9 protein-coding genes and 1 tRNA gene are annotated in these 14074 nt (G+C 59.4%); 4 read left to right on the top strand and 6 right to left on the bottom strand.

The annotated features are described in order from the left end of the window. Nucleotides 1–111: 111 nt before the first annotated feature. Together glnA and J4721_RS06560 are read right to left on the bottom strand one after the other, a co-directional pair. Nucleotides 112–1518 carry a type I glutamate--ammonia ligase gene (glnA, locus tag J4721_RS06565; protein ID WP_014874895.1) on the bottom strand — a complete coding sequence of 469 codons (1407 nt, stop codon included), beginning with the start codon at nt 1516–1518 and terminating at the stop codon, nt 112–114. A gap of 93 nt (nt 1519–1611) precedes the next feature. Next, nucleotides 1612–1950, bottom strand: coding sequence for a P-II family nitrogen regulator (locus J4721_RS06560; protein WP_014874894.1), 339 nt, complete (start codon nt 1948–1950; stop codon nt 1612–1614). Between the two features lie 192 nt (nt 1951–2142). Here J4721_RS06560 and J4721_RS06555 point away from each other — a divergent pair, with 192 nt between their 5' ends. Continuing rightward, nucleotides 2143–3813 carry an NAD(P)H-hydrate dehydratase gene (locus J4721_RS06555; protein WP_211002443.1) on the top strand — a complete coding sequence of 557 codons (1671 nt, stop codon included), beginning with the start codon at nt 2143–2145 and terminating at the stop codon, nt 3811–3813. A 115-nt stretch (nt 3814–3928) separates the two neighbouring features. Further along, nucleotides 3929–4013: transfer RNA gene (locus tag J4721_RS06550), tRNA-Leu, on the top strand. 164 nt (nt 4014–4177) lie between these two features. On the opposite strand, the gene J4721_RS06545 is transcribed toward J4721_RS06550, so the two are convergent. Further along, nucleotides 4178–6382 carry a methyl-accepting chemotaxis protein gene (locus tag J4721_RS06545; protein ID WP_211002444.1) on the bottom strand — a complete coding sequence of 735 codons (2205 nt, stop codon included), beginning with the start codon at nt 6380–6382 and terminating at the stop codon, nt 4178–4180. Nucleotides 6383–6786: 404 nt separating this feature from the next. Here J4721_RS06545 and J4721_RS06540 point away from each other — a divergent pair, with 404 nt between their 5' ends. Together J4721_RS06540 and tig are read left to right on the top strand one after the other, a co-directional pair. Then, nucleotides 6787–7917, top strand: a complete 1131-nt coding sequence (locus J4721_RS06540) for a porin (RefSeq protein ID WP_211002445.1) — start codon at nt 6787–6789, stop codon at nt 7915–7917. A 271-nt stretch (nt 7918–8188) separates the two neighbouring features. Beyond that, on the top strand, nt 8189–9520 hold the full coding sequence (tig, locus tag J4721_RS06535) for a trigger factor (protein ID WP_102855835.1): 1332 nt from the start codon (nt 8189–8191) through the stop codon (nt 9518–9520). A 212-nt stretch (nt 9521–9732) separates the two neighbouring features. Here tig and J4721_RS06530 read toward each other — a convergent pair whose 3' ends face one another. From J4721_RS06530 to J4721_RS06520, 3 genes are all read right to left on the bottom strand, one after another. Beyond that, on the bottom strand, nt 9733–11001 hold the full coding sequence (locus J4721_RS06530) for a calcium-binding protein (RefSeq protein ID WP_211002446.1): 1269 nt from the start codon (nt 10999–11001) through the stop codon (nt 9733–9735). Nucleotides 11002–11299: 298 nt separating this feature from the next. After that, nucleotides 11300–13258, bottom strand: a complete 1959-nt coding sequence (locus tag J4721_RS06525) for a bifunctional 2',3'-cyclic-nucleotide 2'-phosphodiesterase/3'-nucleotidase (protein ID WP_102876751.1) — start codon at nt 13256–13258, stop codon at nt 11300–11302. A gap of 149 nt (nt 13259–13407) precedes the next feature. Next, on the bottom strand, nt 13408–13878 hold the full coding sequence (locus tag J4721_RS06520) for a transglycosylase SLT domain-containing protein (RefSeq protein ID WP_014874887.1): 471 nt from the start codon (nt 13876–13878) through the stop codon (nt 13408–13410). Nucleotides 13879–14074: the final 196 nt, after the last annotated feature.

Below are 14074 nucleotides of genomic sequence, written 5' to 3'. Positions count from 1 at the left end.
GTGGGGCACATGAGGCAGACAAGATCCTGTGGAGCCGGGTGCCGGGAAGCTGCAAACGAAAAAGGCGCCCCCAACAGATGGGAGCGCCCAGTAATTCCGCGTGATCGGGGATCAGCAGCTGTAGTACATGCCGTATTCCACCGGATGCGGCGTGTGTTCGTAGGTTTCCACCTCTTCCATCTTGAGGGCGATATAGCCTTCGATCTGGTCTTTGGTGAACACGTCGCCCTGCAGCAGGAAGTCGTGATCGCCAGCCAGCGATTCCAGCGCTTCGCGCAGGGAGCCGCAGACGGTGGGGATATCGGCCAGCTCTTCTGCAGGCAGATCATAGAGGTTCTTATCCATGGCTTCGCCCGGATCGATCTTGTTCTTGATGCCGTCCAGGCCAGCCATCAGCAGCGCGGCAAAGCACAGGTAAGGGTTCGCGGCCGGATCGGGGAAACGGGCCTCAACACGCTTGGCTTTCGGGCTTTCGGTCCATGGGATCCGCACGCAGCCGGAGCGGTTGCGGGCCGAATAGGCGCGCAGAACCGGGGCCTCAAAGCCGGGGATCAGGCGCTTGTAGGAGTTGGTCGAGGGGTTGGTGAACGCGTTGAGCGTCTTGGCGTGCTTCAGGATACCACCAATGAAATACAGCGCTTCATTGGACAGATCCGCGTATTTGTCGCCTGCAAAGAGCGGCTTGCCGTCTTTCCAGATCGACATGTTCACATGCATGCCGGTGCCGTTGTCACCGTAGATCGGCTTCGGCATGAAGGTTGCCGATTTGCCATAGGCGTGGGCCACATTGTGGATCACATATTTGTATTTCTGCAGCTCATCGGCCTGTTTGGTCAGGCTGTCAAAGATCAGGCCCAGCTCGTGCTGGCAGGAGGCCACCTCGTGGTGGTGCTTGTCGACCTTCATCCCCAGACGCTTCATGGTGGACAGCATCTCGGAGCGCAGGTCCTGAGCTTCGTCGATGGGGTTCACCGGGAAGTAGCCGCCCTTGATGCCGGGACGGTGGCCCATATTGCCCATCTCGTATTCAGTGTCAGTGTTCCAGGAGGCGTCGGTTGCGTCGACCTCAAAGGACACTTTGTTGATGGTGTTGGAGAAGCGCACATCATCAAACAGGAAGAATTCCGCCTCGGGCCCCATATAGGCCACATCACCGATGCCGGAGGACTTCAGATAGGCCTCTGCCTTCTGCGCGGTGCCGCGCGGGTCACGCGGGTAGGCTTCGCCGGTGTCGGGTTCAACCACGGAGCAATGGATGCAGAGGGTCTTTTCGGCATAAAACGGATCGATATAGGCGGAGCTGGTGTCGAGGATCAGCTTCATGTCGGAGTTTTCGATCGACTTCCAACCTGCGATGGAGGAACCGTCGAACATGAAGCCTTCTTCGATAAAGTCTTCGTCCACTAGGTCGACATCAACGGTCACGTGCTGGAGCTTGCCCCGCACATCAGTGAAACGGATGTCGACATAGGCGATGTCTTCGTCCTTGATCATCTTCAGAACTGCGTCTGCGCTCATTTCCAATGGTCCTTCTGATCTTGTAATCTTGAGTGTATCTGGGCTGCCGCGCCAATCAGCGACGGCGGACAACCGCGTGTTCTGGTGTCAGGCTCAGAGGGCGTCCGAGCCGGTCTCACCGGTCCGGATGCGGATGGCCTGCTCCACGGGGGAGACAAAAATCTTGCCATCGCCGATCTTGTCAGTCTTGGCCGCTGCCACGATTGCCTCGATGGCGGCGTCCACCTGATCGTCGTCCAGCACGACTTCGATTTTCACCTTCGGCAGGAAGTCGACGACATATTCGGCACCGCGATAGAGTTCGGTGTGGCCTTTCTGACGGCCAAAGCCCTTGACCTCGATCACCGATAGGCCTTGCACGCCGACGTCCTGCAAGGCTTCCTTCACCTCGTCCAGTTTGAACGGCTTGATGATGGCTTCGATCTTTTTCATCGGGATGGCTCCTCGCAACCTTGTCGAGAGAGGTCAGATCACTTCTACTGAGCCGGGACAATAATAGCCGCAAGCGCTGCGGCGAAACTGCGCATGATTTCGCGACGACTGCCTAAAAATTAATCACAACGCCTGATTTCTGCGCAATTTTGAATCGCTGCATGACCACGACATGAAAAAGAGGCTCCTGACATGACCGAATTGCTGACCGCCGCCCAGATGCAGGCGATTGAGCAGGCCGCTATCAGGTCCGGTGAAGTCACCGGGCTGGAGCTGATGGAACGGGCCGGGCAGGGGGTGGTCGAGGCCATCTTCGAGGAATGGCCGGAACTGGCTCAGCCTGTTGAAAGCGGGCGAGGGGCCAGCCCCTCGCGCTCCCCGGAGTATTTGGGGAAAGATGACGCGCCGCGCCGGGCAGTGGTCCTGTGCGGGCCGGGCAACAACGGCGGCGATGGTTTTGTGGTGGCGCGGCTGCTGAAGGAACGCGGCTGGGCGGTGGAGGTGTTCCTGTATGGAGAGCCTGAAAAACTGCCGCCGGATGCGAAGGTGAATTATGAGCGGTGGCAGGCGATTGGGCGCGTAGCTGAATGGGACGGGCGACGGATTGGCGAGGCGGTTGCGGACCTGTTTGTTGATGCGCTTTTCGGCGCTGGCCTGAAACGGGCGCCATCGCGCGAAATACTCGAACCCCTGACCAAGCTCTACACCGAGGGCAAGACATTCGGGCGTATGGTCGCGATTGATGCGCCAACAGGTCTTTGTATGGACAGCGGGCGCGTGCTTTGTTCAGAGTTCGGGGCGGTCTGGAGCTGGCTCACGGTGACCTTTCATAGTCCACGTATAGGTCATTTCATTGATGAGGGGCCGAGTTACTGCGGGGCAGTGAGGACCGTCGACATTGGGCTGGGTGGGCATGATTGGGGTGAGGCTGCACGAAAGGCATTGGCCGACTTCCATCGGCTTGAGAAGGGCCGAGGAATGGGGCGGGTCGTTGCTACTCTTATGTCTCCCGAACTGGTCTCGTCATATCTTGGGAAAGAAACGGAGGAGCACAAATACACCTACGGCCACGCCCTTCTCCTGTCCGGTGGACATGGTAAGACCGGTGCCGCCCGCCTGGCCGCCCGGGGCGCACTGCGGATCGGGGCGGGGCTGGTCACGGTTGGCTCACCGCGTTCGGCGATGATGGAAAACGCCTGCCAGCTGACTGCGATTATGTTGTGCCAGATCGATCGAGCAGATGAGCTGGACCAGCTATTGGAGGATCGGCGCATAAATGCGGTTTGTCTCGGTCCGGGGCTTGGGCTGGGGGCAGAGGCGCAGATGCTGGTGATGTCTGTGCTGAAACAGGAGCGCGGTACGGTCTTGGATGCGGATGCGCTGACACAGTTTGAGCAGAATCCCGGGGTCTTGTTTGAGGCGCTGCATGGAAACTGCGTGATCACGCCCCATGGCGGCGAATTTGCCAGACTGTTCCCGGACCTCGACGAAAAGCTGAACGCGCCAGCCACCACCGGCCCCGCCTATTCCAAGGTGGACGCCACCCGCGAGGCCGCCAAACGCGCGGGCTGCGTGGTGCTGTTCAAGGGGCCGGATACGGTGATCGCTGCGCCGAATGGATGTTGCTCGGTCAACTCTGCCCACTACGACCGCTCTGCGCCCTGGCTGGCGACGGCCGGGTCCGGCGACGTGCTGGCTGGATTCATCACCGGATTGATGGCGCGGGGATTGTCCCCGATGCAGGCGGCAGAAACAGCTGCATATCTGCATGTTGAATGCGCGTTGAACTTCGGCCCGGGGCTAATCGCTGAGGATCTGCCGGAGCAAATTCCTGCTGTTCTTCGCAGGCTCGATATCCCGTAGATGGAGGATGGAGGCAAAGTATGGAAAAGTTTGCCCGAAGGTCGCTTTCCCTTTTGCATCCGCCGAAAAGCTTTGCTATTGAGCGCCTCACGATGGGTCGGCCCATCGTGAGGATGCGGGTGTGGCGGAATTGGTAGACGCACCAGATTTAGGTTCTGGCGCCGCAAGGCGTGGGGGTTCAAGTCCCTTCACCCGCACCATTTTGTGTCAGTTCAACTAGATTGAGGCGGCCTTGGTTTGTCGCGTACTCGGGCCCTTTTGCCGGGACCTGTGCCGGACGGTTGCCTTGAGCTGAGAGACACCCGTGATCTCGGATGTCTCTCTACCTGTGCATGTCCAATGGATGCAGTGTTGCCTTCCCCAATCAGGCTGAGCGGGCGTAGGCGTCCCTGTCATCAAAGGCGGTGTCGGCCCAGTCGTCGGAGGCGGGCGGAGGGGCGCTCGCCTTGGCTTGGCTGGCGGGATCGATGCGAAAGCCGGAGACTGCCTGCACCAATGTCTGGGCCTCCTCGCGCAGCATCTGGCCGGCAGCAGCGGTCTGTTCCAGCATGGCGGAGTTTTTCTGCGCATTCTGATCCAGGCTGACAACCGCGGTGTTCACCTCGGAAAGCCCATTGGATTGTTCGACCGTGGTGGCGGCGATCTGTTCGACCTTGCCCACCACTGCTTCGACCGAACTTTGGATGGAGGCGAGTGCTGTGCCGGTCTGATCGACCAGTTTCACGCCCTGCGCCACCTCATGGGTGCTGACCTCAATCAGCTGGTTGATCTCCTGCACCGCATCTGCGGAGCGCTGCGCAAGGCCACGCACCTCGGACGCGACGACCGCAAAACCGCGACCGGCCTCGCCGGCGCGGGCAGCCTCGACCCCGGCGTTCAGCGCCAGAAGGTTGGTCTGGAAGGCGAGATCTTCGATCAGGTCCGTAATCTTGGCGATGGCGCCGGAAGAATCCTCAATCCGCTGCATGGCGCTGATGGTCTGGCTGGCCAGTTCGCTGGTGGTACGGGCCTGGGTGAAGGCGTCGCGCACGATGTCTTTGGCCTGTTCTGAGCCTTCTGCGGTGCCCCGCACGGTGTCATCGAGCGTTTGCAGCGCGGCGGCCGTTTCCTCGAGGGAGGCGGCGGAGGTTTCGCCCCGGCGCGAGGCGTCATCTGCGGCTGCGGCGATTTCTGCGGCGGTGGAATTCAGGACCTCACTGCTGTGCGACAGTTGCTTTACCATTCCGGTCAGATTGTCACTGAGGTTGTCGACCGCGTTGGCGATTTCCTTGAAGATACCCTTCTGTCCATCCGGCATCCGCTGGGTCAGATCGCCGGCGGCCAGCGTATCCAGAACCTGGCGAATGTCGCCCAGCCCGCCCTCGGCGGCATCGCCAATGGCATTCACGCCGCGGCCCAGCTCAGCAAAGGAGCCACTGGCCCCCTCCACCTGCAGGCGTTTGGAGAAATCGCCGGCGGCGCAGGCGCGGATCACCTCCGAGATGTCGCGCGTCAGCCGGTCCTTCATCTCATTGTCGGCCCGCAGCTCCTCAACGGCGGTGGCAATGGTCGATACCTCCCTGATGCGCGACTGCGGCGCCGGGGTGGAGAAATCACCGGCCATGATTTTCTGAAGGACGACATTGACCCGCGACAGCGGGCGCGAGATGCCGATGGCCAGGAAAAACGCGACCACGACAAAGATGCCGAGCCCGCCAAAGCCAGCCTTCAGCGCATTGGAATTGGCTGTGGTGATCGCCTCGGCGGCGCTGGCATGGATCCTGTCCAGTCGGGCAGTCGTCTGCTCATTCATGGCCGCGAGCACCGGTTCAGCGGCTTTTTCGATGGCGTCCAGCGCCTTGTAATGGCCATCGATATTGGTGACTTCCTCAGCATAAGCGTTGAAGGAATTCTGATAGCTGGTCAGCAAGCTGCCAATCCGGGCGCGCTGCGATATGTTCTTGTAGTAGCTGCCGGGAAAGGCACGGAATTCATCAACCCGCGCGTTCAGCCGCTCAATGTATTTTGCGGCGTGGCGCATGATGAAATCTTTCTCATGGCGACGCATCATCAGCATTTTGACTGTCATCTCGGGCTCGGCGGTGTCTTTCAGCGCCGTCTCAATGCTGCGAACGGAGCTGCGCAGGGCCCCCTGCAGCCCATCAGTTTCGTCAAACCCCAACCGATCCTGACTGGCAACAACCTCTGCGAAACCAGCCTCATAGGCCGTGATCGCCGTCGCCAGCTGGCGCAGATTATCCGCAGCGTCCGCCATGCCGTCCAGCTCCGCGATCTGCATTTTTGCGACCTCAATCCGGTTGGAAAGATGCGCCATCGTTTCAGCCTGCGTGGCAAGAGTGTCGTGGCTTGGTTTCAGGCGAAAGCTCATCTCCACCAGACGGGTGCTTTGAAAGTCGGCGCTCACCTCTGACAGCGTCTGTGCAAACCCTTCGACTGCCGTGACCTCCGCCTCGATCTCCGTGCGCAGCTGTTCCGTGTAGCGTGACAGCCCAATCAGGGCGAACATGACTGCGCTGGCCAGGAAAACGATCAGAAATACGGCCGTCTTGATGGAAGTCTTGAATTTCATAGTCTCAGTACCTGCTTTGTCGATCTGTCACGACTATCGGCGGGCTGTTAAGAAATCATGCAAGCTTGCGCAAAATCTGCTGGTTTCTCCCTCACAGCCGACCGCGGCCCGTACAGGTTTTACGTTCCGTGATGTCCGCCGGATGGTTGACCGGGTTTTCGCCCGGACAGATGATTGTGGTCGTGGCCTGAGGTATCGGCAGGCGACGGGGACAACGGGCAGGGGGCAGAAAGCTGGGAGCGGCGATCACAATTCTGAGAGAATTTCCCCGGCTGCTGGCAGGGGAAGCAGCGCGGTATATTTCAAGAGTATTGCCGCGAAAAAACGCGTGATAGCACCTGCGCCAGGTCAGCCCCTCAGGGATGGAGAGGGAGCTGCCCTGAACAATATTGGAGCATCTCCTCATGAACACCAGATTTGCCTCTCAACTCGGGGTGACAGCCTTGGTCTCCGGGCTTTTTGCCGGTCTTGCAGCGCCTGCGGTGGCCGGGCCAACCTACGAGAACAACTCGGGCGGAACCTTCCGCTACTATGGTCAGTTCAACCCCTCCTTCCAGTCGTTTGACGATGGCGGCGACGATTTCAGCACGCTTGTCGACAACGCCAATTCGAACTCCCGTATCGGGTTCTGGCTGGAACAGCCTTTTGGCGAAAACACCCTGCGGTTCAATTTTGAGACCGCGCTTGGCCTGCGCTCCTCTGACGGGGTGGACCAGAATGGGCGTCCACAGAATATCAGCTGGGACCGCACCCGAATCCGCAAGGTCGATATTCAATACGCAACACCGCGCTATGGCACGTTTTCCTTTGGTCAGGGGTCCATGGCGTCGGATGGGCTGGCCGAGTCTGATCTCTCCGGCACCGGCGTGATCCAGACGTCCTCGATTGCGGATTCTGCTGGGGGCTTCCTGTTCCGCACCTCTACAGGCACGCTTTCCGGTGTCAGTATCGGATCTGCCTTCCGCAGCCTGGATGGCGGTCGCCTGGGCCGGGTGCGCTACGATACGCCTGAATTCAGCGGCTTCACCGTGTCGGCGTCCTACGGCGAGGAAATCCTGCGCTCGAATTCTGACCGCGAAGCCTATGATGTTGCGGTGCGTTACACCAATGATGACCTTGGCGACTTTACCATCAATGGCGCGTTGGGCGCGGTGTGGAATGAGAACGGTCCCGGCACCAAAACCCGCGATATTGTTGCCTCTTTCGCGGCACTTCACGAGCCGTCGGGCGTGTCCTTCGCCGTTGCCGGCGGCGATCGGGACACCGGCGGCGACTATGCCTTTGCCAAGCTGGGCTATACCGCGAATTTCCTGTCCGTAGGCGCGACGTCCTTTGCCATCGATTACTATGATGGGTCGGATATGGTCACCAGCGGCGACAGCGCCGAATCCTGGGGCATCGCGGCGGTTCAGAATTTCGACAATCTGAACCTTGAGACCTATGTCGCCTACCGTGACTACTCCTACTCGGACACCAGCGCGACCAGCTATCAGGACAGCTCGTCCGTTATGGCCGGGGCCCGCTGGAAGTTCTGATCCGACCAGTCGAGACAGCGCGATCCTGTCAAAGCTGCCACATAGGCACGCGCCCTCTGACCGATTGGGCCTTCACCGGGTCGCATACCCTCAAAACACGCCCCTCTGGGCGTGTTTTTCTTTTTCAGGGGCCAAAAAACGCCGCATCCGCCCCGGTCTGAGCCGCTCTGGAGGCAATCCCTCTTGCGCCGCCGCTCATGTGCAAATAGAAGGCCACAAATTGTCTGGGGGAGCGCCTGCGCGCGCGCCCCGAATCTCTATGGGGAATATGATGCAGGTCACCGAGACGCTGAACGAAGGTCTGAAACGCGGTTACGCGATCACCGTCACCGCCGCCGAGCTGGACGCAAAGGTCAATGAAAAACTGGTCGAGGCACAGCCCGAAGTCGAGATGAAAGGCTTCCGCAAGGGAAAGGTTCCCATGGCGCTGCTGAAGAAGCAGTTCGGCCAGCGTCTGATCGGCGAAGCCATGCAGGAAACCATCGACGGTGCGATGAACAAGCACTTCGAGGAAAGCGGCGAGCGTCCGGCCATGCAGCCCGACGTGAAAATGACCAACGAAGACTGGAAAGAGGGCGACGACGTCAACGTCGAGATGTCCTATGAGGCGCTGCCTGAGATCCCCGAAGTTGATCTCTCCGGTGTTGAGCTGGAAAAGCTGGTTGTCAAAGCAGACGACGCAGCGGTTGACGAAGCGCTGGCCAACCTCGCGGAGACCGCGCAGGATTTCGAAGCCCGCGAAGACGGTGCCGCAGCAGAAGATGGTGATCAGGTTGTCATCGATTTCGTTGGCAAAGTTGACGGCGAAGCCTTTGACGGCGGCGCAGGCGACGACTACCCGCTGACACTGGGCTCCAATTCCTTCATCCCCGGTTTCGAAGAGCAGTTGGTTGGCACCAAAGCGGGCGAAGAAAAAGACGTCACCGTCACCTTCCCCGAAGAATATCAGGCCGAGCATCTGGCCGGTAAAGAAGCCGTGTTCTCCTGCACCGTGAAAGAGGTGAAAGCCCCGAAAGCGGCAGAGATTAACGACGAGCTGGCGCAGAAATTCGGTGCCGAAGACCTCGCCGGCCTGAAAGGTCAGATCTCCGAGCGTCTGGAAGCTGAATACGCCGGTGCGGCCCGTGCCGTGATGAAGCGTGGCCTGTTGGACAAGCTGGACGATCTGGTCTCCTTTGACCTGCCGCCCTCGCTGGTCGAGGCAGAAGCCAAGCAGATTGCACATCAGCTGTGGCACGAGGAAAACCCCGAGGTTCAGGGCCACGATCACGACGAGATCGAAGCCACTGACGAGCACAACAAGCTGGCCGAGCGCCGCGTGCGTCTGGGCCTCCTGCTAGCAGAACTAGGTCAGAAAGCCGAAGTCGAAGTGACTGACGCGGAAATGACCCAGGCGATCATGCAGCAGGCACGCCAGTACCCGGGTCAGGAACGTCAGTTCTTTGAGTTCATTCAGCAGAATGCCCAGATGCAGCAGCAGCTGCGCGCGCCGATCTTTGAAGACAAAGTGATCGACCACATCGCCGAGCAGGCGAAAGTGGACGAGAAAGAAGTCTCCAAGGACGATCTGCAAGCTGCCGTTGAGGCACTGGAAGACGAGTAATCAGACCTCGGGCCTGCGCGCTGGCGCAGGCTCTTGCTTCTGACTATGGAACAGGCCGCCTCTTAGGGGTGGCCTTTTTCTTTGTCAGCTCAAACGGTCCCACCCGGACCGGTGGGGCTGCCCCTCACAAGCAGAAACCGCCCCCGGGTCTATCCAAGGGCGGTGCAGGATGACGTTGACTTGGGTTTTCCGATCGACGCCGGAAACAGGTATCAGAACAAGAAGTTATCGGAACTTGACAGCTCCGCTGCTGAGACATTCTCCACCGTCACAACCACGTTGTCGAAGGAGATTACAACGTGATCGCCCTTCGCGGTGAAATCAATCTGACTGAGAGACTCTGCCCCACTAATAATGTCGATTTTGTCGACACCCACCTCGAAATCGCGGATCCGCGCGCGCCCGTGATTGCTGCCGAAAGCAAATGTATCGGCGCCGTCACCGCCGATCAGCAGGTCGTTGCCCTGCTGGCCGTACAGTTTGTCATTACCGTTGCCGCCAATCAGTGTGTCGTTGCCTGCGCCGCCACGGATCGTGTCAGCCCCGTGGGAGCCGTTCAGCTTGTCGTCACCATTCTGACCGATCAGCCGATCACGTCCGCCACCGCCGCGCAGGTCATCGTCGCCGGCGCGTCCGGCAAGCCGGTCATTACCACCTCGGCCTGAAATCAGATCATCCGCTCCGGTCCCATCGAGAATATCGCGGCTGACGGTTCCCAGCAGCGTTTCACCGACCTCAGGCTCTCCCATATCCAGCGGCGCGTTGCCACCTGCTTTGCGGTCCTGCCAGAAGGCGATCAGCGCGTCCGCAGTGGGGCTGTCGTAGCCGCCGAAATCCTTAACGTATTTCAGAATTGAGGTGCCGTATTCATCCGTCGACGCGGTATCGCTCAGCAGCAGCGTGGCCAGCCCTGAAGCGCCGCGCAGATGCGCCGCCGCCATCAGCCCGGTCAGGGACAGGGTGACGTCGACCATCGCACCATTCACATCGCGGTAAGAGACTGTTTCGCCCACGTAGTCGGCAATACTGCGTCCCTGCTGGCCCAAGTAGTGGGTGAGCATTTCGAAATTATAGCCAAAGGCCTCATTGATGGCGGTGTCCTGCGCGGCGTGGGTTTTGAAGTCATCCAGACTGTTGACGCCATTCTTGCCGGTCCAGGTGCCATCCCAGCGATTGATCGTATCACCGCCCAGGTAGTAAACATCATCCCGGTAGTAGCCGAGATCAATGAGCAGCGCCTCGCCGAATTGATAGCCGACAAAGCCCAGAGAGTTGGTCGAATGATACGCCATATCGCGCCACTGGGTGGCGTCCAGCTGACCCCAGCTGCTCAGGCCAGGATAGAAACTGCCAACCGGCGCACCGGCCCATTGTGTCAGCTGCGCATCGCTGATCTGCCCCGCATCATAGCGGTCCCGGTCCCAGCCGGATTCAAACGCCAGAAGCGCATTGCGAAAATCATTGAAACTGCCGTTTGGCATCGTCACTGCTCCTCTTGCGTATCAACCGTCTTGACGCGGACTGCTGGTGTTCAGCGTTGTCCGACACATGGCATGTCGGAAAACTCTGTCGCAAGAAGGGGGCAGAAATTTGGCAAACAAATGCCTAAAAAAGAGTAAGGGCAGCGTAATTTTGCTCGAAATTTGTAAAAATTAACCTTTAGGGCGCACCTCAATAAATAGTGTGCAAGCGGGGCGTGTACGCCTAAATATGCCGCCCGACTACGTTTGGCCGGGCGGCGAGAATCATTTCATTTTGCACAAATCGGAAACAGTCTGTTCACAGCGAGATTCTATAGCGTGCAAAGCCATCCGGGCCTTCACCTGCAGGTTCAATCGCAATGCTCTCGACGCTGTCGACATAAGCCGCCGCCTTTGGGCCGGTGTCAAACAGAACCGATGTGTCCGCCAGCGGCGCAAAGCGCCAATTGGCATCCGCACGCGGGCTGATGGTGCCTTTCTCAACGATATAGCGCACGATCACATCACGGTTGGTGTCCGGCCCCTCAAAGACAACGGTATCTCCCATCGCGCCCGGGAAGGCGCCACCGCCGCCTGCGCGGTAGTTGTTGGTGGCGATAATGAACTCCTGCGCGGGATCAATCGGCGCGCCGTCGAACTCAAGATTGACGATGCGATTGGCGTCGGGGTTTTCCAACGCGCCCTTGGGGCCGAACTTGGAGGGTTGCGACAGATCGATCTGATAGGTCACCCCGTCGATCACGTCAAAGTTGTAGCTGGGGAAGGCCGGATTGAGCAGCACCTGATCCGCCGCGCCGGGGGTAATCTGATTGAACATACCGGCAGAGCGTTCCAGCCAATCCTTTACCTGCGCGCCGGTCACACGCACCGCACGGGCAGTGTTGGGATAGAGGTAGAGATCCGCGACATTCTTGATCGCGACATCGCCCTTGGGCACATCGGTGTAATACTCCGCACCACCGCGACCGCCAGCTTTGAACGGGGCCGCTGCAGAGAGGATCGGCAGGCCTTCATGTTCGGTGCCCTTCAGCATCTGTTCGATATACCAGGTCTGCGCAATCGACACGATCTGCACCGATGGATCATCGGCGACCAGTGCAAAATAGCTGTGCAGCGGTGCGTCTGTTTTGCCCACGGCACGGCGCACATATTGCAGCGTCTCGTCATGTTCTTTCTGCGCGGCCGCCAGCACCGCAGGGGCACTTTCGACCAGGGCGGTGATCGACCGGTCCTCTTCGCGCCGCGAAATGGGCCGTGCCTCTGACGCGTGGCCGACGACGCGCCAGCCGCTGCCATCGCGTTCCAGCATCAGATCAATCAGACCCATATGGCTGCCCCAGAATCCGCCCATGGTGGCAGGTGTGCCGTGGATGGTGCCCTTGTCGACATCCACTCCGGCAAAATCGGCATAGGTGGAGGAGGGGAAGACCAGATGCGAATGGCCGGTCATAATGGCATCAATGCCCTCAACCGCCGCCAGCGGTACCGAGGCATTCTCCATCCCGTCGACTTCCTGTGCGCTGCCAATACCGGAATGTGAGAGCGCGATAATGATGTCAGCGCCTTTCTCCTTCATCTCCGGTACATAGGCGCGGGCAGTTTCCAAAATGTCGCGCGCCTGAACGTTGCCCTCCAGATGGCGGCGATCCCAGTTCATTACCTGCGGTGGCACAAAACCAATCAGGCCTATCTTGATCGGATGGGTGTTGCCCGCGCCATCAGTCAGTTCGCGCTCCAGGATCACATAGGGCGGTAGCAGGGTTGTGTCGTCGCGCGGACCGGCGCCGGTTGATTTGGCGACATTGGCGCAGACCACGGGGAAGTCGGCCCCGGCGAGGGATTTCATCAGGAAATCCAGCCCGTAGTTGAACTCATGATTGCCCAGCGTCGAGCCATCAAACCCCACGGCATTCATCGCCTGAATGACGGGGTGGGTGTCGCCTTCCTTCATGCCCCGCTCATAGGCGATGTAGTCGCCCATCGGATTGCCCTGCAGAAAATCGCCATTGTCCAGCAGCAGCGAATTGGTCGCCTCGGCGCGGATATCGCCAATCAGCGAGGCCGTACGGGCCAGTCCGACCGTGTCGCGGGGTTTGTCGGCATAATAGTCATAGGGAAACACATGCACATGCAGGTCCGTGGTCTCCATCAGGCGCAGATGCACCTGGTTGGAGGCCGCCTGAACAGAAAACGGATGCAGTGCAATAAGCCCTGCGCTGCCAGCCAGAAAGGACCGGCGATCAAGTTGGATAGGCATTTTTCACTCCGACGTCTTTTTATAATAGACATCTATGCTAGCAGAAAAATGCGCATCGTCATGTGACAGTTTTGCGCTAACAGGTTTTGCGGCAGCCTGTCGCGCAATTCTGAAATAGATTATGGTTTTCAGATGGTTGTGCGTGCCGCCTAGGGGCGCAACCCGGTTTCACGCAACATGCCCCGGCGTTTGGCGGCGTAATAGTAGCCGCGCGAATAGTGCTTTACCGCCTGATCATAACTGCCATCGGAGAGGAGCCAGGCCCCGCGCAGATATTTCACCGCGTATTTCAGATTGGTATCCGCATCCAGAAGATCCTTCGGTTTGCCCCGAAACCCCATGGAGCGGGCCGTCGCGGGCAGGATCTGCAGCAGACCATAATAGGGCCGGTTGATGGCCCAGGGGCGATGCGTGCTCTCACGGATGGCGAGCCGATGCACCAGCGGGCGCGGCACCTCATAGTGGTCAGCCCAGAAATTGATCTTGCGCCGCAGTTCGGGTGTCTCATTGGGATAGAGCGGCGGTTTGGCGGCGCGTTTTGTTGCGGCGGGTGCATCACCACAGGCCGCCAGAGCGAGCGGGCTGAGAAGGAAGGCCAAAGCCGTTCTGCGATCAATCATGGAAACTGCCTGTTAGATCCCCGGTCTGGCCAGGTCGGCGGCAGATTAGGCGGGGGATGGGATTTGGGCAAATGGCAGATATGGGCATCGGCGGATATCCCCCCCTGTCGGGGACCGGGGGCGAGGGGCGGGTGTCGCTGGCTAAAATTTTAGCGGCTATTCAATTGTGCCGGGCCGCCCGACACCGCAAGATTTT

Origin of the sequence: Phaeobacter sp. HS011 (assembly GCF_018101215.1) — a bacterium.
In the GTDB taxonomy this organism is placed as follows: domain Bacteria; phylum Pseudomonadota; class Alphaproteobacteria; order Rhodobacterales; family Rhodobacteraceae; genus Phaeobacter; species Phaeobacter inhibens.
This window is presented reverse-complemented; position numbering and strand designations above follow the sequence as displayed.